This is a genomic window from Nioella sp. (assembly GCF_965215655.1).
GTDB lineage: Bacteria > Pseudomonadota > Alphaproteobacteria > Rhodobacterales > Rhodobacteraceae > Nioella.
On the sequence record NZ_OZ244111.1, the window covers coordinates 3110483 to 3131311 of the forward strand.

The 20829-nt window shown below is 63.3% G+C and carries 22 protein-coding genes; 9 read left to right on the top strand and 13 right to left on the bottom strand.

The features are described from left to right. Positions 1-81: 81 nt before the first annotated feature. Positions 82-354, bottom strand: coding sequence for an EF-hand domain-containing protein (locus tag ACOOEX_RS15445; protein ID WP_420395666.1), 273 nt, complete (start codon positions 352-354; stop codon positions 82-84). A gap of 270 nt (positions 355-624) precedes the next feature. On the opposite strand from ACOOEX_RS15445, the gene ACOOEX_RS15450 reads away from it, so the two are divergent. From ACOOEX_RS15450 to ACOOEX_RS15465, 4 genes are all read left to right on the top strand, one after another. Continuing rightward, positions 625-1146 (top strand): RNA polymerase sigma factor, encoded by a 522-nt coding sequence (locus ACOOEX_RS15450; RefSeq protein WP_420395667.1) that lies wholly within the window; start codon positions 625-627, stop codon positions 1144-1146. Positions 1147-1266: 120 nt separating this feature from the next. Next, positions 1267-2427 carry an aromatic ring-hydroxylating oxygenase subunit alpha gene (locus tag ACOOEX_RS15455; RefSeq protein WP_420395668.1) on the top strand — a complete coding sequence of 387 codons (1161 nt, stop codon included), beginning with the start codon at positions 1267-1269 and terminating at the stop codon, positions 2425-2427. Further along, positions 2420-2641: a hypothetical protein gene (locus tag ACOOEX_RS15460; RefSeq protein ID WP_420395669.1), complete on the top strand. Its 222-nt coding sequence runs from the start codon at positions 2420-2422 to the stop codon at positions 2639-2641. The genes ACOOEX_RS15455 and ACOOEX_RS15460 overlap by 8 nt, the downstream gene beginning before the upstream one ends. 216 nt (positions 2642-2857) lie before the next feature. Next, positions 2858-5254, top strand: coding sequence for an FG-GAP-like repeat-containing protein (locus tag ACOOEX_RS15465; RefSeq protein WP_420395670.1), 2397 nt, complete (start codon positions 2858-2860; stop codon positions 5252-5254). A gap of 27 nt (positions 5255-5281) precedes the next feature. On the opposite strand, the gene ACOOEX_RS15470 is transcribed toward ACOOEX_RS15465, so the two are convergent. The 3 genes from ACOOEX_RS15470 to speB form a co-directional block, all read right to left on the bottom strand. Beyond that, positions 5282-6253, bottom strand: coding sequence for a M28 family peptidase (locus ACOOEX_RS15470; RefSeq protein ID WP_420395671.1), 972 nt, complete (start codon positions 6251-6253; stop codon positions 5282-5284). Next, on the bottom strand, positions 6250-7044 hold the full coding sequence (locus ACOOEX_RS15475; protein ID WP_420395672.1) for a crotonase/enoyl-CoA hydratase family protein: 795 nt from the start codon (positions 7042-7044) through the stop codon (positions 6250-6252). The genes ACOOEX_RS15470 and ACOOEX_RS15475 overlap by 4 nt, the downstream gene beginning before the upstream one ends. Before the next feature lie 71 nt (positions 7045-7115). Further along, the gene (gene speB / locus ACOOEX_RS15480; RefSeq protein ID WP_420395673.1) at positions 7116-8066 is read right to left on the bottom strand and encodes an agmatinase; all 951 of its coding nucleotides are present in this window, start codon (positions 8064-8066) and stop codon (positions 7116-7118) included. A gap of 167 nt (positions 8067-8233) precedes the next feature. Between speB and ACOOEX_RS15485 the strand changes: the two genes are divergently transcribed. Both ACOOEX_RS15485 and ACOOEX_RS15490 read left to right on the top strand, forming a co-directional pair. Further along, a complete protein-coding gene (locus tag ACOOEX_RS15485; RefSeq protein ID WP_420395674.1) occupies positions 8234-9142 on the top strand; it encodes an aminotransferase class IV in 909 nt (302 codons plus the stop codon). A gap of 165 nt (positions 9143-9307) precedes the next feature. Beyond that, positions 9308-9721, top strand: coding sequence for an SET domain-containing protein (locus ACOOEX_RS15490; RefSeq protein ID WP_420395675.1), 414 nt, complete (start codon positions 9308-9310; stop codon positions 9719-9721). A 199-nt stretch (positions 9722-9920) separates the two neighbouring features. Here ACOOEX_RS15490 and polA read toward each other — a convergent pair whose 3' ends face one another. The 5 genes from polA to ACOOEX_RS15515 form a co-directional block, all read right to left on the bottom strand. Beyond that, a complete protein-coding gene (gene polA / locus ACOOEX_RS15495; protein WP_420395676.1) occupies positions 9921-12716 on the bottom strand; it encodes a DNA polymerase I in 2796 nt (931 codons plus the stop codon). A gap of 64 nt (positions 12717-12780) precedes the next feature. Next, positions 12781-13452, bottom strand: coding sequence for a PAQR family membrane homeostasis protein TrhA (gene trhA, locus ACOOEX_RS15500; protein WP_420395677.1), 672 nt, complete (start codon positions 13450-13452; stop codon positions 12781-12783). A gap of 82 nt (positions 13453-13534) precedes the next feature. Then, positions 13535-13720: a zinc-finger domain-containing protein gene (locus ACOOEX_RS15505; RefSeq protein ID WP_420395678.1), complete on the bottom strand. Its 186-nt coding sequence runs from the start codon at positions 13718-13720 to the stop codon at positions 13535-13537. 94 nt (positions 13721-13814) lie between these two features. After that, positions 13815-14198: an HIT domain-containing protein gene (locus ACOOEX_RS15510; protein WP_127556954.1), complete on the bottom strand. Its 384-nt coding sequence runs from the start codon at positions 14196-14198 to the stop codon at positions 13815-13817. Between the two features lie 12 nt (positions 14199-14210). Then, positions 14211-15788, bottom strand: coding sequence for a DUF5928 domain-containing protein (locus tag ACOOEX_RS15515; protein WP_420395679.1), 1578 nt, complete (start codon positions 15786-15788; stop codon positions 14211-14213). 134 nt (positions 15789-15922) lie between these two features. Here ACOOEX_RS15515 and ACOOEX_RS15520 point away from each other — a divergent pair, with 134 nt between their 5' ends. The 3 genes from ACOOEX_RS15520 to ACOOEX_RS15530 all read left to right on the top strand — a co-directional run bounded on the left by ACOOEX_RS15520 (position 15923) and on the right by ACOOEX_RS15530 (position 17801). Next, a complete protein-coding gene (locus ACOOEX_RS15520; protein WP_420395680.1) occupies positions 15923-16741 on the top strand; it encodes a sulfotransferase family protein in 819 nt (272 codons plus the stop codon). 81 nt (positions 16742-16822) lie between these two features. Next, positions 16823-17281 carry a GFA family protein gene (locus ACOOEX_RS15525; protein WP_420395681.1) on the top strand — a complete coding sequence of 153 codons (459 nt, stop codon included), beginning with the start codon at positions 16823-16825 and terminating at the stop codon, positions 17279-17281. Between the two features lie 100 nt (positions 17282-17381). Then, a complete protein-coding gene (locus ACOOEX_RS15530; RefSeq protein ID WP_420395682.1) occupies positions 17382-17801 on the top strand; it encodes an OsmC family protein in 420 nt (139 codons plus the stop codon). A 6-nt stretch (positions 17802-17807) separates the two neighbouring features. Here the strand turns inward: ACOOEX_RS15530 and ACOOEX_RS15535 are convergent, their stop codons facing one another. The 4 genes from ACOOEX_RS15535 to ACOOEX_RS15550 form a co-directional block, all read right to left on the bottom strand. Beyond that, positions 17808-18800, bottom strand: a complete 993-nt coding sequence (locus tag ACOOEX_RS15535; RefSeq protein WP_420395683.1) for an adenosine kinase — start codon at positions 18798-18800, stop codon at positions 17808-17810. Next, complete coding sequence (gene nth, locus ACOOEX_RS15540; protein ID WP_420395684.1) at positions 18797-19441, bottom strand: endonuclease III; 645 nt, start codon at positions 19439-19441, stop codon at positions 18797-18799. Before nth ends, ACOOEX_RS15535 begins: the two co-directional genes overlap by 4 nt. Before the next feature lie 40 nt (positions 19442-19481). Further along, complete coding sequence (locus ACOOEX_RS15545; protein ID WP_420395685.1) at positions 19482-20285, bottom strand: methyltransferase domain-containing protein; 804 nt, start codon at positions 20283-20285, stop codon at positions 19482-19484. An 88-nt stretch (positions 20286-20373) separates the two neighbouring features. Then, positions 20374-20823: a hypothetical protein gene (locus tag ACOOEX_RS15550; RefSeq protein ID WP_420395686.1), complete on the bottom strand. Its 450-nt coding sequence runs from the start codon at positions 20821-20823 to the stop codon at positions 20374-20376. Positions 20824-20829: the final 6 nt, after the last annotated feature.

The window sequence follows — 20829 nt, forward strand, 5'->3', positions numbered from 1 at the left end:
CCCCCTTGTCGTGGCGGCTGTCCCGCTATCCGGCCTTGCGCACCCCGCCAGCCGGATCGCTGCCGCCACGGGCTGCACCCCTCAGGCGTCTTCGGGCAGCAGACCCATGTCGATGGCACGGGTCACCTCGGCCAGGTCGAGCGTGCCGCTGTCATCAGTGTCGATGGTGGTGAAAAGCTCCTCCGTGGCCTCGGGCACCGCGGCCTGAAGCTCTTCGAGCGTCACCAGCCCGTCACCATCCGCATCCATCGGCGCCCCCTGCGCGGCCAGCGCCGCCACCAGAAGTGCGCCTCCGGCCAGGGCCGCGCCCAGGATGCCCGAGATCCCTCGTTGCAGGATATGGGTAAACGTCATGTCTCTTGCTCCTTCGCAAGCTGTTTCGGGTTACAAGGCCGGGCCTGTCCCCGCGCCTCATGAAACAGGACGGCCAGACCGGACATTCCTTCCCTCACGGCCAGACCGTGCGCGGCGGAAGGCCCAAATCCCGACCTGACATGCGCAACAAGCCGCCAAATGCAAAAACCCATGCGAAACCCCGCCGACCGGCGGCAAGGAGCGGCCTGCGCAGAGACCGGCGGAACAATGAGATTGCCTTGGCCGATGCTGCGCCCTTTTCGTTGCGCCATGACACGCCCCATCCCGACCAAGGCCGCCATCCAGCTGGAGGCCCTGTTGCCAGACCTTCTGCGACTGGCGCGCTACCTGCTGCGCGACCGGGCGGCCGCCGAGGATATGGTGCAGGACATCGTTCTGCGGCTCTGGTCTCGCATGACCGACCCGACCGAACCCGCCATCGACGATCTGCGCGCCTATGCGTTTTCCGCCCTGCGCAACCGGCTGCGCGACCGTGGGGCGGCCCCGCCCGATCTGGACTTGGACGAGCATCTGCCCGATCCGGTGGCCGGCAACACCCTGCCCGCCCGATTGGCCTGCGCCGAGACGCTGGCGGCATTGGACAGCCTGCCCCCGGATCAGGCCATGCTGATCCGCATGCGCGCCATCGAGGGGCTGTCCTACGCCCAGATCGCTGCCCGCACCGGCCTGTCCGAGGGCACGGTCACCTCTCGCCTGTCGCGCGCCCGCGCGGCGCTGCGCGAACGGCTGAACCTGCCGCCCGGCGCGCCGGTGACCTTCCTGCTGGATTGACGGGCAAACCCGACACCTGTGTCAATTTCCGTCATCCCCCTGTCGCGCACAGGCAAGACGGGCTGGCCATTGCGCCCTATCCCCGCTCCATTGTCTTTAGGACCGAGCGGGAGGGATGATATGCCTAAGGATCGTGAACTGAACGTGCTGGACGCCGTCCGCGCCCCCATCGAATCTGCGCGGGGCCTGCCCAACAGCCACTACACCGACCCCGCCACCATCGCCGAGGAAAACGAGGCCGTTCTGCGTCGCACATGGGCCGGTCTGGCCGTGGGCGCGGATGTGCCCGAACCCTCTGACTGCAAACCGATCGAGTTTCTCGGCCAGCCCCTGCTGCTGGTGCGCGACAAGGACGGCACCCTGCGCGTCTTTGAAAACATCTGCCGCCATCGCGGCATGATCCTTGTCGAGGAACCCCGCAAGATCGAGGGCGCGATCCGCTGCCCCTATCACAGCTGGTGCTATTCCAAGGACGGACGTCTTGTGTCCACCCCGCATGTGGGCGGACCGGGGCAGAACAGCCACCCGCAGATGAACCGCTCCGATCTCGGCCTCATCGAAGTGCGCAGCCATGTCTGGCGCGATGTCGTCTTCGTGAACCTGTCCGGCGACGCCGCCCCCTTCGAAGAGGTGCATGCGGACCTGCTGACCCGCTGGAAGGACGTGGAAAAGCCGCTCTATCATGGAGGGTGGGACAGCCAGTTCACGCTGGACGTGCAGACCAACTGGAAGCTTGCGGTCGAAAACTACTGCGAAAGCTATCACCTGCCCTGGGTCCATCCGGGCCTGAACAGCTATTCGCGGCTGGAAGATCACTACCACATTGAATCGCCGGGCAACTATTCGGGTCAGGGCACCTATGTCTATCGCCAGCTCGAAGGTCAGGACGGTGAAAGGTTCCCCGATTTCGACGGGCTGCCAGACTTCTGGGATGCAGGCGGCGAATACGTCGCGGTCTATCCCAACGTCCTTCTCGGCGTGCAGCGCGACCATGCCTTCGCCATCGTGCTGGAGCCGGTCAGCCACATGCAGACGCGCGAACACGTGCATCTCTACTATGCCGAGCCGCAAACGGATGCCGCGTTGCGTCAGAAGAACGCGACGCAATGGAAGACGGTCTTCGTCGAAGACATTTTCGTCGTCGAGGGCATGCAGAAAGGCCGCAGCGCGCCGGGCTTCGACGGTGGCCGCTTCTCGCCCGCGATGGATGGGCCGACACACCTGTTCCACGACTGGGTGGCCGGCAAGGTCGCGGCCCTGCGGGCCGAGCGCGATGCTTGAGGATCTCGACCGGCGCCTTCTGGAGGCCCACGCGGTGGAGGACCGGGGGGCGCTGATCCAGCTCTATCAAGAGGCGTCGGGCGCGGCCCGTTCCATTGTCGCGCGCAATTTCTACCTGACGCATGCCTATGTCTATGCGCTGGAGGCCGGGGTTCCCGAGGCGGATTTCCTGCGCAGGCGACTGGTGGAATACGGGGCCGAAACACCGGACTGAGGCGTTTTGCAACCTGCTTGACCAAAAGGGCACCGGTGGCAGCAGGTTTGCAAATCCACCCGACGCCATTCCGCCCGCATCCCATTCCCCGGCCTCGTGCATTTTTCGGAAACTTCACGGCATGCGCCCTGCCCGCGCCACAAAGTCCTGACCGAGTGTTAACGCCGTTTCGGCATGATCCTCAGCTGTGGGGGCCCTGCTTGGCTGGGGCTGGGAATGCCGGTACTGAGTTACGTTGCGCTGCTTGAACGCGACGTCGACGCATATCTGACGGGAATTTCGGATCTGGATGTCCGCACCTCGGAGTCCGGCGAACAGGTCCTCTATGCGACCAGCCGCTCCGGCGAGGCCATCTCTGCCTTCACCGTCACCGGCCCTGACGGCGCCACCCTGACCGATCACCAGACAGTTTCCACCGATGCGGACCGGATAGAATTCCTTTCTCTGGGCGGCGAATCCTATGTCGTCACCCTCGCCCCGCAGGAGAATTCCACCCGGCTCTACACGCTCGACAGCGAGGGTCGGATGACAGGTGCCGCCCTGACCCTGTCAGGTGAGACCGCCGCCATGCACAGCCTCGTTCAGATGCAGATCGGGCAGGAAAGCTACCTCTATTGCACCGATGCCGAAAGCGGAGCGCTCGATGCCTTCCGGGTAGGCCCCGATGGCAGTCTCGCGGTTGTCGAGACCACGGCCTCCCCTGCCAATGTGGCAGGGCTTGCCCGCGCGGATATCGGGGCCTCGCAATTCCTTGTCATGGCCGATGCCGACGGCCAGCATGTCCGCAGCTACCGGGTCGACGGCACCGGTGCCCTGACCGAAGGCGGCGTCTGTGGCGCGGATCAGGGGCTTGGCGTTGCCGGGATCAGCACGATGGAGCATGTCAGCCTCGCCGATGATCACTACGTGATCGTGGCGGCGCGCGACAGCTCGTCCATCAGCGTGCTGCGCATGGACCCCGACGGAACGCTCAGCCCGGTCGACCACGTCATCGACGATCTGAACACGCGCTTTCAGCATGTGACATCGCTGGAAACCGTCATGCTCGATGACCGCGCCTTCGTCATTGCCGGTGGCGCGGATGATGGCGTCAGCTTCTTCGAGCTGCTGCCCGGCGGTCGCCTGCTCCTGCACGACACCATTGCCGACCGCTTCACAACCACGCTTGAAAATGTCTCGGCCATCGGGGCCACCGCCGTGGACAATCGGTTGCAGATCTTCGTGGGCAGCGGGACCGAAACCGGGATCACCCAGTTCACCGTCGATCCCGGCCCAACCGGAACAACCCGTCTCGGCGGCTCGGGGGGCGGTATCCTGACGGGAACCGACGCCGGCGAGGTGCTTGCCGGGCGCGCGGGGGATGACATGATCGAGGCCGGCGGGGGCGACGATGTGCTGATGGATGGTGCTGGCCGGGATACCCTGACCGGCGGGGCCGGGCGCGATATCTTCGTCATGGAGGCGGATGGAAGCTATGACGAGATCCGCGATTTCAACCCGTCGCAGGACCGGATCGATCTGACCGCCTGGCCGATGCTGCGCAATCTGGGACAGATCGAGTTCACCGCGACCGGTGACGGCGCTGTTCTGCGCTTCGGCACGGAAGAGCTGCGCATTTATTCTCATGACGGGCTTCCGCTGACCCCGCACCAGGTGCTGACGCAGGATCTGATTGCGCTGACCCGCGTTCCCGCCGCGCTTCCGGAACCGGAGCCCGCCCCCGAAAGCGACCTGACGGGCGATGGCACCTCCGATATCCTCTGGCGCAACGGCACGACGGGCCAGTACGGCATGTTCGACATGGCGGGCGGCACGCCGACCTGGAGCGTTCTGGGGGGCGAGAGCACCGCCTGGCAGATCGGCGGGCTCGGGGATTTCGATGGGGACGGCACCGACGATATCCTCTGGCGCAACGATACCTCCGGCGGCATCGGCTTTTCCGCCATGGGCACCGGCAGCCCGGTCTGGAACGCGCTCGGCACGGCCAGCGCGGCCTGGCAGATCATGGGCGTGGGCGATTTCAACGGCGATGGCACCGACGATATTCTCTGGCAGAACAGCAACAATGGCGGCGTCGGCATGTTCGCCATGTCGGGCGGATCGGCCAGTTGGCAGACGATCGGCGGCTCCTCGGCCCCGTGGGAGATCGTGGCCACGGGAGACATCACCGGTGACGGGATCGACGACATCATCTGGCGGAACGCGACGACCGGCCAGGTGGGCCAGTTCGAGATGTCCTCGGCGGGCACCCCGACCTGGAGCGTGGTGGCCAATGTCTCCAACGACTGGCGGCTGGTGGGGACCGGCGATCTCGATGGCGACGGCACGGATGACCTGCTGTGGCGGCATGAGACCAGCGGTGCCGTGGGTTACTACGCCATGGGCTCCGGTTCGCCACTCTGGCAGGGCCTCGGGCAAGCCAGCTTCGATTGGGACATCGTGGGTGTGGGCGACTACAATGGCGACGGAACTGACGATATCCTGTGGCGGAACGTCAATACCGGAACGGTCGGCATGTACGACATGGATGGCGGCCCCACCTGGCAAACCATCGGCCAGGCAGGCCTCGTCTGGGACGTCGAGGGGCAGTTCGTGGATGAGTTCGTGTTCTGAACGATCTCGGGCTACCGGATCAATCCGCTAGGCAAGCTCCGCCGCGGTTGCCATGATCGCCACCAAAAGCCGCGTCGCCTGTTCCAGTCGGCCGAAGTCCATCAGGTCCGGCACGTCGCCGCTGGTGTGATAGGGCGGGCCGCTGGCGCCGCCGTCATAAAGGCCGATGCAAGGGAAACCTTCGGCCTCAAACGGCATGTAGTCACTGTCCCAGATATCGGTCTGCGCCGTCGCAAGGCTCGTATTCTGCCCTGCCAGGGCCACGGCCATCTGCCCGTAAGCCCCCGCCGCCGCATTGTTGGCGGGGGTCGCGTTGCCCTGATCATACTCGATGAACAGGGGCGCGGCGGGGTTGGGTGGGCGATACCCCAGCATGTCGAGATTGACCATCAGTTCCACCGGCCAGCGCTGTTGTGTGGCCACGGCGGCGCAGCGAGCCGAGCCAATCAGCCCCTGTTCCTCACCGGTGAATCCAACGGCCACAATCTGACGCGTGAAGGTCTGCCCCGACAGGATGCGCAGCGCTTCCAGCATCGCGGCGATGCCCGATCCGTTGTCATTGGCTCCCGGTGCGCTGACTGCGGGGTTCTCCGACGTCGTATCCAGATGCGCGCCAAGAAGGATCACTTCACGCCCGTCCAGCGGATCACCCCACAGCACGTTGTTGCGCACCATCCCGGCAGGCAGCGTCACTGGCTGGCGCGAGATTGCCCCGCCGGGGCCTGCCTCCGCGAAGGATGCCGCCATCCAGTCCTCGACCGCGCCGTAACCCGGCCCCTCGCTCCACCTTGTGCCGAAACCGGCCAGAGCGTCCACATCCGCGCGTAGCCGTGCCGGATCCACCTGCGCCACCAGATCGGCCACGGCCGGGTTCATCTCCGGCACCCGGAACGCGACCTCCGGGCGCGGCACCTTGCCCGGCGCGGTCTGAGCCAACCCCATCCGGGGCAGTAGGGTTGCAGCGAGGCCGCCCATGATCAGCCTGCGTCTGTGGGTCATTTGTATTCGGGCTCCCGTCCCTGCATCCGGGCCATGACGGTTTCCACCTGATTGGGCGCGCCCATCAGCGCCGCCTGCAACTCCGCCTCCAGCCGCAGCCCCGCGGCGGTCCTGTTCGACCACAGCGCATCGACCAGCACCTTGCTGGCCCGCACTGCATCGGGGGATCGCGCGGCCAGCTCCTGCGCGAACCCCATCGCCGCCGCGTGGGGATCGTCCGACAGCCGCGTCACCAGCCCCTCGGCCAGCGCCTCCTCTCCGCTCATAACCTGTGCCGTCATGATCAGCGCCTTGGCCCGGTCGGCAGGCATGAGGCGCGGAAGGCTCAGCGAAATCCCCATATCCGGGATCAGCCCCCATTTGCCTTCCATGATCGACAGTTTCGCCCCTGGCGCGGCAATGCGGAAATCGGCGGCCAGCGCGAGCTGTATCCCCGCACCGAAACAGACCCCGTCAATCGCGGCAATGACCGGCACCGGCAGATCGGCGAGCGCCTTGGCCGGGGCTTGGAACCGGTTGGCGATGCCATCCGGCGGGGCCAGCATCTCGGCCTTGATCGCATCAAGCTGCCCGGCGAAGCCCATCAGCACCGAGGTATCCATCCCGGCACTGAAATCGCTGCCCTTGCCGGACAGAACCACCGCGCGCAGCCCCGGTTCCGCAGCCAGCGCCCCGCAGGCCGTCACCAGCTCCTCCAGCAATTCCATCGTCACGGCGTTCTTCTTCTCGGGCCGGTTCAGGCGCAGTTCCGCCACCGGACCGGTGGCATTCACGATCTCGATCAGGGCCATGCTCCCCTCCATTGATTGCCACCCATGGGACGCCGCCCCGCGCCGCGGGTCAAGCCTGACCGCGCGTCGGATCACCCCCGCGCGTGCAGAATGCGGCCAATGAGGTTCAGCAGAAGCTGCGCCGCCAAAATCGCCGTGGTGTCGGTGTGGTCATAGGCGGGCGCGACCTCCACCAGATCCACCCCCACGATCCGCTGCCGCTTGGCCAGCGCCGCCAGCAGTTCCAGCACCTCGTAATAGAGGAACCCCCCATGGCTCGGCGTGCCGGTGCCGGGCGCGATCGAGGGGTCGAACCCGTCGATATCGATGGTCAGGTAAATATCCGCATCCGCCGGAATCCGTGCCAGCACCGCCTCGGTCCCCAAGGCTCGCATCTGCCGGACAGACAGAATATCGGATCCCATCCGCGCCGCGTCCTCGTACCCTTCCTTCGCGGTCGACGACACATTGCGGATGCCCAACTGCGTCAGCCCGGTGACATGCTCCTGCTCCGCCGCGCGGCGCATCGGATTACCATGGCCGTGGCGTACCCCGTGGCGTTCATCGACGAAATCCAAATGCGCGTCGATCTGCACGATATGGATAGGCCCCTGCCCATCAAAAGCCCGCACGCAGGGGATATTGATCGAATGATCGCCCCCCAGAACCACGGGCAAAGCCCCCTTGGCGAGGATCGCCCGAACGCCCGCTTCGATATTGGCGTGGCTCTTTTCGGTGTCGGTATGAACGATATCGGCATCCCCCATATCCACGATCCGCGTACCCGCGCCCAGGTAAGTCACCCCGTCCTCATGGTCATAGGCCCCGGCGTGACCGAAGGAAAACAGCGTCGAGGCCTCGCGGATCGCGCGAGGCCCAAACCGCGCACCGGGCCGCCACTGGGTGCCGAAATCGAACGGTGCACCAAGCACGGCCACATCGGCCTCCAGCTTGTCCCAGTCCGGTTGGTAGTCGTATTTCCCGAAGGTCGCGATGCCGGTGAAGGGCAGGTTGAGCCGCCCGCTCTCATATCCATGTGCCATATGCCGTGTCCTTGAAACCGTCGGCCCAGCTAACCGCCCCACGCGCGGGCTGGCAAGGGCGGGCCAAAATCCTTGCAAGGATTTTTCAACGCGCTTGCAAGAGCGTTCCCCGCTTGACGGCCAACGCCCGCCCGTGTCCCCTGTTCCGACACGAGGAAAGGATCAGCATGACACCGGATCTCAGCAAAGGCGCGGCATGGCTGAAGGGCAAAATCATCCCTATTGCCGAGGCGACCATCGGCGTCACCGACTGGGGCCTTACGCATTCCGACGTGGCCTATGACGTGGTGCCGGTGGTGAATGGCGCCTTTTTCCGCCTCGACGCCTATCTCGACCGGTTCGCGGCCTCCATGCAGGCCCTGCGCATGGACCCTGGCCTGACCCGAGCCGAGATCGCACAGGCGCTCCATGACATGGTCGCCGCCTCGGGCCTTACCGACGCCTATTGCGCCATGGTCGCCGCCCGCGGCACGCCCCTCATCCCCGGCAGCCGCGACCCCCGTGACTGTGGCAACCATTTCTACGCCTGGTGCGTGCCCTATATCCACGTCATCAAACCCGAAACGCTGGATGAGGGCGCGAGCCTGTGGATCGCCCGACACACCCGCCGCATCCCGGCCGACAGCGTCAATCCCCGCGCCAAGAACTACCACTGGGGCGACTTCACCCAAGGACTCTTCGAGGCCAAGGACAATGGCTTTGAAACCGTGGTCCTGCTCGACCACCAGGGCAACCTGACCGAGGGCCCCGGCTTCAACATCTTCCTCGTCGAGGGGGGCACCGTCACCACCCCGGACACCGGCGTACTGGAGGGGATCAGCCGCCGCACCGCGCTGGAGATCTGCGCCGGGATGGGGTTGGAAACACGGGTGGAACCGGTCCCCGCCAGCCGCCTCGACAGTGCCGATGAGGTGTTCCTGACCTCCTCGGGCGGCGGCGTCCTGCCCATCACGAAGGTGGGCCAGCGGATCTACGGCAATGGCAAGCCCGGCCCCGTCGCAACGAAAGCGCGCGAGACCTACTGGCACTGGACGACACTGCCGGAACACCGGACCGAGATCGCTGATACCGGCTGACTCAATCACACCGATCACATCTTCTGTAGCACGCAAAATCCCGTTTGACAGACTCGCAAAAAAAGCGCTGGCATCGCAGCCGCGCTGCCTGCCCGGCGCGGGGGGGTCCCCCATCCCAATCACACCGGATAAGGGCAGGCCGGACCCATAGACAGGATCACGCCCATGATGATGGTGCGGTGTTATCTCGGCCCTTCTGCCATCGAGGGTCTCGGCGTCTTTGCCGCTGCCGATATTCAGAAAGGGGCCGTTGTCAGGTTGTTCGATGACCGTTTCGACACCACCTATGAGCGCGATGAACTGACCAGAGTGCCGCGCCATTTTCGCGAGTTCCTCGAACGCTACACCTACGATCATCCCCGCGACCCGGACTACATCGTGCTCGACTGCGACGAGGGCCGGTTCATGAACCACGCCGCCCTGCCCAATGTCGATGTCACCAACCCCTCGCGCTGCATCGCCACGCGCGACATCCGGGCAGGCGAGGAACTGACCTGTGACTATGCCGCCTTTTGCCACGGCTCGGTCACATTGCACCCGTCACGCCACCGCATCGGCCAGGTGATCGGCACTGCCTGACCCTTTCATCTTGGCAGAAATACCTCCGGGGTTTGGGGTGGAACCCCAAGCGGCCCGACGAGGCCCCCGCGCCAGCGGGGGTTGAGGAGGGCCGCCCACGGATCGACGCGCAATGCGCGGCGAAACCGCTTTTCGTCTGCACGCCCGGTGCACAGGGGGTGTACGAGGGGTGTACGCATGGCACCCCCCTCTTTTCAGCTCAGTGCGCCTCGGCCCAGTTCGCGCCCTGCCCCACATCCACGACCAGCGGCACCGCCAGTTTCACCGCCGGCTCCGCCGCGCCTTCCATGACTTCGCGCGCCCGCGCGACCAAGGCATCGGCGGACCCTTCCTCGACCTCGAAGATCAGTTCGTCATGCACCTGCAGCAGCATTTTCGCGGGTAGCCCCTCGATCGCGCTTTCCATGCGGATCATCGCCCGCCGGATCACATCCGCCGCAGTGCCCTGGATCGGCGCGTTGATCGCCGCGCGATGCGCGAATCCGGCGCGCGGGCCCTTGGCATTGATCTCGGGGGTGTGGATCTTGCGGCCAAAGAGCGTTTGAACATAGCCTTTTGATTTCGCAAACTCTTTCGTTGCATCCATGTAGTCGCGGATGCCCGGAAAGCGTTCGAAATAGGTGTTGATGAACTCCTGCGCCTCGCCCCTCGGGATGCGCAGGTTACGGGCAAGCCCGAAGCCGGAAATGCCGTAAATCACCCCGAAATTGATCGCCTTGGCGCGGCGGCGGATCTCCGGCGTCATCTCCTCCATCGGCACGTTGAACATCTCCGACGCGGTCATAGCGTGGATGTCATCTCCGCGCTTGAACGCCTCCTTCAGCGCGTCGATCCCGGCGATATGGGCCAGAATGCGCAGCTCGATCTGGGAATAGTCGAGCGACACCAGCACGTTACCGGGTTCCGCGACGAAGGCTTCGCGGATGCGGCGGCCTTCCTCGGTCCGCACCGGGATGTTCTGCAGGTTCGGGTCGGTCGAAGCCAGCCGTCCCGTGGACGCGCCCGACTGGATATAGCTCGTGTGAACCCGGCCCGTGTCGCGGTTGATATGGTCTTGCAGCGCGTCCGTATAGGTCGATTTCAGCTTGGACAGCTGCCGCCAATCCAGCACCCGCGCGGGCAGATCATGTTCGGTGGCGAGGTCCTCCAACACATCCGCGCCAGTGGCATAGGCCCCGGTCTTGCCCTTCTTGCCGCCTTCCAACCCCATCTCGTCAAAGAGAATCTCGCCCAACTGCTTGGGGCTGCCGACGTTGAAGCTGCGTCCCGCAAGCGCGTGAATCTCCGCCTCCAAACCCGCCATCTTTTGGGCGAAGGCATTGGACATGCGGGACAGTGTATCACGGTCGACCTTGACGCCGTGGCGCTCCATCCGGGCCAGCACCGGCACCAGCGGGCGTTCCAGCGTTTCATAGACCGTGGTCACCTTCTCGCGGTGCAGCTGCGGCTTGAAACTCTGCCACAGGCGCAGGGTGATATCGGCATCTTCGGCGGCGTATTTCACTGCTTCGTCGATCTTCACCATGTCAAAGGTGATCGCCGATTTTCCGCTTCCCAAGAGGGACTTGATCGGAATGGGCTCATGCCCCAGATAGCGATCCGACAACGCGTCCATGCCGTGCCCGTGCAGGCCCGCATGCATCGCGTAGGACATCAGCATCGTGTCGTCGAATGGTCCCACCTCAATTCCGTAATTGGCGAAGATCTTGGCGTCGTATTTCATGTTCTGCCCGATCTTGAGGACGCTCGCGTCCTCCAGCATCGGCTTAAGCAGCGCCAGCGCGTCCTCCAACCCCATCTGCCCCTCGGCGAGCGCCGAGCCACCAAACAGGTCGCCCTCGCCTTCCTTGTGCTGCAGGGGCACGTAAGCCGCCTGCCCCGGCTCCACCGAAAGGCAGACGCCCACGAGGTCGGCGGTCATCTCATCGAGGCTGGTGGTTTCCGTGTCCACCGCCACATAGCCCCGCGCATGGGCCTTGGCGATCCATGCGGCAAGGGCAGTCGCGTCACGCACGCATTCATAGGCGTCGGCGTCAAACGGCACCGCCTCGGGTGCAGCGTCCTGGCTCGTGGCCATAGCGGCAGGTTCGGGGATTTCCGGCGCTTCCATCCCCAGTTGCGTTGCGATCCGCTTGGTGAGCGTGCGGAATTCCATCTGGGCGAGGAATTCTAGCAGAACCTCGGGTTCCGGGTCGCGCAGTTCCAGATCGTCGAGCGTGATCTCCATCGGCACCTGATCATCCAGCGTCACAAGCTGTTTTGACAGGCGGATCTGGTCGGCGAAATCAATGAGTGTCTGCCGCCGCTTGGGCTGCTTGATCTCTTCTGCGCGGTCCAGCAGCGTTTCCAGATCGCCGTATTCGTTGATCAGGAGCGCGGCGGTCTTGATGCCGATCCCCGGTGCGCCCGGCACATTGTCGACGCTGTCACCGGCGAGCGCCTGCACGTCCACCACGCGTTCCGGCCCGACGCCGAACTTGGCCTCCACGCCTTCGCGGTCGATGCGGCCGTTCTTCATCGCATCCAGCATCTCGACGCCGCCACCAACCAGCTGCATCAGGTCCTTGTCGGAGGAGATGATGGTGCAGCGCCCCCCGGCTTCGCGGGCCTGCCGGGCCAGCGTCGCAATGATATCGTCTGCCTCGTAATTTTCCTGCTCGATACAGGCGATATTGAAGGCGCGCGTCGCCTCCCGCGTCAGGGGAAACTGCGGCACCAGATCCTCGGGCGCAGGCGGGCGGTTGGCTTTGTATTGGTCGTACAGATCGTTGCGGAAAGTCCTGCCGGAATGATCGAAGATCACCGCCACATGGGTGGGCGCATCGGGGCCCTTGTTGTCCTCGATCTGCTTGAACAGCATGTTGCAGAACCCTGACACAGCCCCAATGGGCAGCCCGTCGGATTTGCGCGTCAGCGGCGGCAGCGCGTGATAGGCGCGGAAGATGAAGGCCGAGCCGTCGACCAGATGCAGATGATGCCCTTTTCCGAATGCCATGTGCCGCCCCTGTTCGCGTTGGTCAGGTCCCCTGTGTAGCGCGGGGGTCGGGCTTTGGCGAGGGTCAGGCGACCTGTGCGGCGTGGATAAAGATGGCCACGAAGAAGACGGTCGAGGCGGCCACCACGAAGCCGTGCCAGATGGTGTTGTGAAAGCGCAGACGAGAGAACAGCAGGAAGGCGGTGCCCGCCGAATAAAGCAGCCCGCCCACCACCATCAGCACCACGACCGGGGTGGACATCAGCGCCAGCAGGTCACGCCCGCCGATCACCACCGCCCATCCCATGCCAAGGCAGATCAGGACGCCGATCACCGTGGACCATTTACGGACCAGGAAATTGCCGATGGTCGCCACAAGCGCCACGGCCCAGATCACCGCCAGTATGCCCGTCCCGGTGCCCGATAAAAGGGCAAAGGGCGTGTAGGTGCCAGCGATTTTCAGGTAGATCGCGGCATGATCGAGCCGGCGCAGCAGATCGCGCCAGTCGGGTGTCGGCAGGTGGTTGTAAAGCAGCGAGGCGGTCAGCATCGCAATCAGCGACGCGCCATAGATCGACACACCCACGATCCCCGGCGCCCCCGTCTGCCACATGGCGGTCAGCGTAATCAGCACCGGCACCGCGCCGATGGCAAGGATCAGCGCCGCCAGGTGGACGATGGCATCGCTCAGCAGTTCCGCCCGGGTATAGATCCGGGACGCATGGGGCATCGGATCGGGATCGGGATGTATTGCCATGGCCCCAAGATAGCACCGCTCCGCCCTCTGACAAAGCGGGGCGGGCGGATGACCTTGGGGCAAGTGAATGGATCGGCGGGGATCAGCCGTTCTGTTTATCCGCGACGGAGGCGTGGACGAATTTCTTGTCGCAATAGCCGCACTCGACCTCGCCGGTATCGCGGTCCAGCGAAAGCCACACGCGTGGATGCCCAAGCGCGCCTTCGCCGCCGTCGCAGGCCACGCGCCAGCTGGTCACAACTTCGGTTTCGGGGGCGTCAATGGTCATGGCTGGCGATCCTTCGCAACAAACGGGGGCTTGCAACGTTCCGACATATGGCAAATCGGCCCGCCCCCGGCAAGGCCGATCCGTTTGTCCTGCGTCAGTCCGCCTTCTTCACCATCCGGCCAAGGGGACGGCCGCTAAGGATATGCATGTGGTAATGCGGCACCTCCTGCACGCCGGTCTCGCCTGCGTTGGAGATCAGGCGATAGCCCTCGCCGCCCTCGCCCGGCTGGATGCCAAGTCCTGCGCATATTGCACCGACAACACGGGTGAAATCCGCGATCTCGGCGTCGCTGGCCTCGGCCGCGAAATGGTCGTGGGTCACGTAAGGCCCCTTGGGAATGACCAGCACATGATGCGGGGCCTGCGGGGCGATGTCGTTGAAGGCGAGCGTATGCTCGGTTTCCATCACCGTGCTGTTGGGGATCTCGCCGCGCAGGATCTTGGCGAAGATATTCTGGTCGTCATAGGCATAGGCCATTGCGGATGTTCCTCAGTCGTCAAACAGATAGGGGGTATTGGCGATTTCTCGGGCGGCGTCCATGTCCAGGTTGAAGAACTCCGCCAGAACGGCGGCATTGTCCTCGGGGCTGCGATCCTGATGGATGCGGAAATGGTTGCCGAAACCGGCTTCGCGGATGCGCACGCCTTCATAGTCGAATTCATGGCGCAGCGTGGGCAGCAGATGTTCCACCACCTCTGGCGGGGTTTCCTCGCGGGCCAAGCCGACGCGATGCGCGTGTCCAATCAGGTAGTCGTCGTCAAAGGTGCACTGGACTTCGAGAATCCGGTTGTTCGACTTGTCCGACATGAAATCGCGCATCAGGTCGACATTGTTAGGGTCGAGGCAGATCATCAGCCGGTCCACCTCGTAATAATCGAACAGAAGCTTCATCACCGCGCGGCGGTGACGGTTGCGTTTGTCCAGCGTGCGTTCCAGCCCGCCCAGATGCGGGATCTCGCAGCTGGCTTCGTCGAACATGTATTCCAGCCCGCGGGTGCGGGTAACCCGTTTCGCAGCGGTCAGAAGACGCTTGGCGACATGCCATTTCTTGCAGACGAGCATCAGCAATTCGCGATCCTGCCCAAGCGTGCTTTCGCTTTCCCAAAAGCGCGGCGCGAAGCGGCGCCCGATACGGCCCCGGCCCGACAGGAATTCAAAAAGCTTCTTGCCCTCGTCCGAGATCGCGAAATCGCGCCGGTCAGAGGCCCAAAGCTCCCCCAACCGTTCCTTCAATTCGGTCGATTCCGGGCTGATCTTGCGGGCGAACAGGAAGTCCTGGGACAGCAGCAGGTCGAAATGGTCGTTGTAGAACGTGACCGGCATCCCGTAATCGGTGAACATCAGGAAGGTCAGCGTGCGCGTCTCGATTTCCCGCACCGCAACCACATGGTTCACAAGGGTCTGGAAGAAGGTCTCATCCGGGATCCAGGTGGTGCGGAAAAAGCGGATCACATCGGGGCGGTCCTTGCAGAATTGCAGGATTTTCTCGATCGTCGCGCGGCGCAGACACCACCATTGGCTACCGATCATGATCTGCACATCGTCCGGGATTGCCCGTTCAAGGCGCAGCCGCTTTTGCATGTCCATCAGCCAGTAGAACAGGCGCTTGTGTTTCCGCTCATTGACCAGATGGCGATAGACCAGCCTTTCGCCCCGCATGCCGGTCTTGATCCAGCCCGAGGTAAAGAAATCGAAGCTTTCGATATAGTCCTTGTCGTGGCGGTCGAGGAAATCATGGGCATAGGCCGCCGATTTGATCGAGTTGCAGTCGCCCGACAGCATGTAGAAATGGGTTGCGTCCGGGAACGCCTCCACCGCCGCCTGCACCGCGTTCAGCGTCGCCTGAACCAGCGACCATTCCCCCCACCCGCATTTGACCCGGCGTTTGGCGAAAGTGACGGATGGGTTCTGATCCAGCGCCTCGCGGATGCGGGCATAGCTGTCGGCCCCGGCGCGGGCGTCGAAATGGATGGAAATACAGTCCCCCGCCGCCGTCAGACGACGCGCCTGCAGGATGATCGCCTCAGGGTCTTTGTGACACAACAAGATGAAGGCAATTTTTGCCATGTGCGAAACAGACGCCTCAAACTTTCCTTATTGTTGTGCCATTACTAGTTGATAGCAGGTAAAGACAGCCTAGAGTTTCATAAAAGCCCGATCAATCCGTGGTTCGGGCAAAAAACCGTCGGAGGAAAGGCAGTATGGGTTTCCCTGGGACCTGGATGACAGAGAGCGAAAGCGTCGTCTATCGGGTGGTTCCGAAATGTGCCTGCTCAACCATCGGGCAGATCATGTATTATTCGGACAACGGTCAGTTTTTTGATGGCGATATTCACGATGCCAAGGACGGCATGCACAAATGGGCCTTCGACGCGTCACAGCCGGTGATCGAAGCCAATGTGCGCGGGCATAGCTCCTATGCCTTCACCTGCGTGCGCAACCCCTACACCCGCATCCTCAGCAGCTTTTTCGACAAGATCTGCGGCATTCAGAGGAACGGCAAACGCTATCGCGGCAACCTCGTGCCGCTTCTGATCCAGAAATACGGAATCGAAGTGGGCGGCGATGACGGCAAGGACGATTTCGACCAGATCGCCAGCTTCCGCCGCTTCCTGCTGTTTGCCCGCGACACCATCCGCTGGCGCCGCCCGATGGACCCGGACATTCACTGGTCGGCCATGTCGGGCCATATCTCGACCTTCATCGTCAACGGCGGGCGCTACGACAACATCTTCTGGACCGAGAAGTTCAACGACGGGATGCAGAGCGTTCTGGACAATATCGAGATGAAGCATGACGTGGTGCTGTCCGACGTGCCTCGGTTCAACGAATCCGAAGGCCATGGGCCGAAGCGCGCGCATCCGGTGGAGGATTACTTCGACGATCTGTCGATGCATCTGGTCTATGAGATTTACAAGCGCGACTTCCAGCTCTTCAAATACGATTTCGAAAATCCGGGGAACAAGATGCCCGTTGGTGAGATCGACATGGACGAGGTGCACGCGAAACTGGGTGATTGAGCTTGGCTCAACCCCCTTCCCGGACACAACCCCGGATCTGTGATAATGTCGCTGACATTCAAGGCGACAGGGGGAAGGCACATGCTGGACGGAAGATGTGGTTGCGGTGCGGTCAGCTATCGGATGGTGAGCGCACCGATGTTTGTGCATTGCTGCCATTGCCGTGAATGTCAGCGCCAGACCGGGGCCGCCTATGTTCTGAACGCGATCATCGAGGCTGACCGGGTTTCGGTCGAGGGGCCGGTTACGGAACACGAACTGCCGACGCCAAGCGGCAAGGGTCAGGTCGTCACCCGGTGCCGCGATTGCGGTGTGGCGGTTTTTAGCAGCTACCTGGTCCGGCTTGGCCGACTCAGATACGTCCGCGTCGGCACACTGGACGACCCCGATCGGTGCCCGCCAGACGTGCAGATCTTTACCGAGAGCAAACAGGCCTGGGTGCCACTCAACCCGGACATTCCTGCCTTCGAGGAATTTTACTCCTTTGACGAGGTCTGGCCCAAGGACGCGCTGGAGCGGCTGAAAACGGCGATGGCGTAAGGCAAAGTCCACGGCAATGACGCCCGGAAAGCATGGCTTCAATCCCATGCCAATCTGCTGCATAGAGGCCCGAGTAAAATCAGATCACGGGATCGCATCCATGAAAGCACGCGTCAAATGGGCCGAGAACCGGACCTTCATCGGCAAATCCGGAACCGGCCATAATGTCGTCTTCGGCACCAAGGAAGAGGACGGCACCACCCCTGGCCCCAGCCCGATGGAACTGGTGCTGATCGGGACGGGGGGCTGTTCGGCCTATGACGTGGTCTCGATCCTCGAAAAAGGGCGCGAACCTATTGAGGATGTGGTGGTCGAACTGGATGCCGACCGCGCCGAAGGCACCCCCGCCGTCTTCACCCGCATCCATATGCATTTCATCGTGACGGGCCGGGGCGTGAACCCGGCAAAGGTCGAGCGCGCCATTCAGCTTTCGGTGGAGAAATACTGTTCGGCCTCGGCCATGATGGCCAAGACCGCCGAGGTGACCCATGATTTCGAGATGGTGGACAGCACCACCTGAGCGGGCTCAGATCAGCCCCTGTTCCGCGAACACGACCTTCAGCGGGCGTTTGGGACGGGGGCCGATATGGCCGATCACTTCGGCGGCGGCGGCAACGCCCATCTGACCACAGACCTTCAGGTCCTGCCCGGTGGCCAGCCCATAGATGAACCCGGCGGCGAACTGATCGCCCGCGCCGGTGGCGTCCACGGGCGTCACCTCGGTCACCGGCACGTGGATTTCCTGATCATCGGCCCGGATCACCACCGGATGGCCAGACCGGGTGCACACCACCAGCGGGCAGACCATCGCGGCCTCCTGCAAGGCGATGGCGAGGTCCTTGGTTTCGTAAAGCGACAGCCACTCTTCCTCGTTGCCGAATACGAAATCCATCTCGTCCTCGATCAACTGCTTGAAGCTTTGCCGGTGCCGGTCCACGCAGAACGGATCGGACAGGGTCAGCCCGGCCTGCCCGCCCGCATGGCGGCAGGCGGCAGCGGCGGCGCGGAAGGCGGTTTTGCCCTTGTCCTTGTCGAAGAGGTAGCCTTCGAGGAACAGGTAACGGGTGTTTTCCATTACCTCGGGGTCAACGTCATCAGAGGAAAACTCCGCCCCTGCGCCCAGATAGGTGTTCATCGACCGCTCACCATCGGGGCTGACGAAGATCATCGAGCGCGAGGTCGGCAGCGGGTCGTCATCCGTGGGCGGGTTCGGGAAGGCGGTGCCCTCCTCGACCATCTGTTCGGCATAGAACTGGCCAAGCGGGTCGTTCTTGACCCGGCCCACGAAGGCTGTTTCCAGCCCAAGCGTGCCGATCCCCGCCAGCGTATTGCCAACCGACCCGCCGGGGGCCTGAACCCGGTCACGCATCGCGGAATAGAGCAGTTCCGCCCGTTCCCGTTCGATCAGCTGCATGATGCCCTTGGTGATGCCCATATTAGCCAGAAAATCGTCATTGCCGTGGGAAATCACGTCGACAATCGCGTTGCCGATGCCGACCACGTCGTAGGTTTTGCTCATTCGGTTTTGTCCTCGTAGGCGCAAAGGTCATTGATCAGGCAGGTCGCGCAGCCGGGTTTGCGCGCCTTGCATTTATAGCGGCCGTGCAGGATCAGCCAGTGATGGGCGTGCTGCTGGAATTCCACCGGGATATTGTCCTCGATGGCGCGTTCCACCGCGTCCACATCCTTGCCGGGACAGATGCCGGACCGATTGCCGACCCGGAAAATGTGGGTATCCACCGCCTGCGCCGGATATCGCCACCACATGTTCAGCACCACGTTCGCGGTCTTGCGCCCCACGCCGGGCAGGCTGACCAGTGCGGCGCGCGAGGAAGGGACGACTCCGCCGTATTCCTCCACCAGAATGCGGCTCAGCTTCATCACGTTCTTGGCCTTGTTGCGGTAAAGGCCGATGGTCTTGATATGCTCGATCAACCCCTCTTCGCCCAGGTCCAGCATTTTCTGCGGCGTATCCGCGATCTCGAAAAGCTTGGCCGTGGCCTTGTTCACCCCCACATCCGTCGCCTGCGCAGACAGCGCCACCGCCACCACCAGCGTATAGGCGTTGGTGTGGTTCAGCTCCCCCTTCGGTTCCGGCTCGGCGGCCTGAAAACGGGAGAAGATCTCGTGGATCGTGTGATAGGGCAGTTGCTTGGCCATGAACGCTTAATGCCCGCCATGATCAGAAGGGTAAAGCCCTTCAAAGACGCCTTGCCGCAAACAGGTGGGCTTTCTGAGGAACTGCATATCCCTCATCGCTCAGGTATGGGGACAGGCGGTGTTCAATATCAGCAAAGACGATATCGGCCCGTTTCTCGCCCATGGCAGTAATATCCTTGCCCGCTGGCAGGGACATGACCTGATCCCTGGGATGGTCGAACCGGCGAAAGAGTTCGACCGTGTCCCGCCGTTCCACGACGAAACCCGCCTCGTCCAGCAGGGCCGCAATCATATCTCCGTCCCTGAACGAAAAAGGGGCCCGCGCCTTCCCCGCTGCATCTGCCGCGCCGGCGGCCTCCAGCGCGTCTGCGATTGACCCGTTGAAGGGCGATATCTCTGCCCAACAGGTGATGTAGACCAGCCCGCCCGGCTTCAACACGCGTGCGATTTCGGCAAGGGCCGCAGGCTTGTCTGGGAAGAACTGCAGTCCCTGTTGAACGAAAGCGATATCAAAGGACTGCGGATCGCAGGGCAGATCCACAACATCCGCCGCAAACCAGGTAAACTCATGGCGGGTGCCGGATGGTTCAGACTGCTTCGCCACCTGGACCATGGCCTCGCTGATATCCGTTCCAACGATCCGCCCCGCGCCTGGCAAGTGTTCGGCGATGATGCGTGCTGCCACACCCGTCCCGCAGGCGATGTCGATCACATGCGCCCCATCAGGCAAGTCTATCCTTGCCATTGTCGCGCGTGCGAGCGGTTCGAACATCGCCGGAACGGCCTTGTTCTGATAGTCGGCGGCAGCCGTAGGGGTGATGTCGAAATTTTTGTTCTGAGCCAAAATGCACATTCCCTATCGTCCGGGCCTCGACGGCAATCCTTGCATGGCATGCTCACCATGGCCAGCGCGGAGAATTGGTCCAGCACCCTCAGAACTCTGGGCAATGGAACTCCGGCGGCGGCATATCGGGCAGGTCGCAGCCGCAATGGCCCGCAGGCAGGGTGATCCGGTCCACCTCTATCCCGAGCGCGCGGATCTCGCGGGCGAGGTCGCGCAGCGTGACCGCTTGTTCGGAATACAATGCGTCGATCATCCGGTCATAGGCATCGTAGTACGGACCTTCCCAGCTATAGGGTTCGTCAATGGCGATCCCCTGGCGGCTGGTGCATTCGACAAGGAGCGATCTGGCCTCGGTCTGCCCGTCAACGACGCGTTGCTCTGTAAAATGGACGGCCCCGGCATTGAATCCGTTGAGAAAGGCGATACCGCCATCTTCCAGCGAACAGTCCGGCAGGGGGATCACGCAGGCAGAGGCCGGAACGGCAGAGCACGCCAGGAGAATCTGAGCACAAAAGGCGGCCACGCGGGGCTGAGACATGATTGG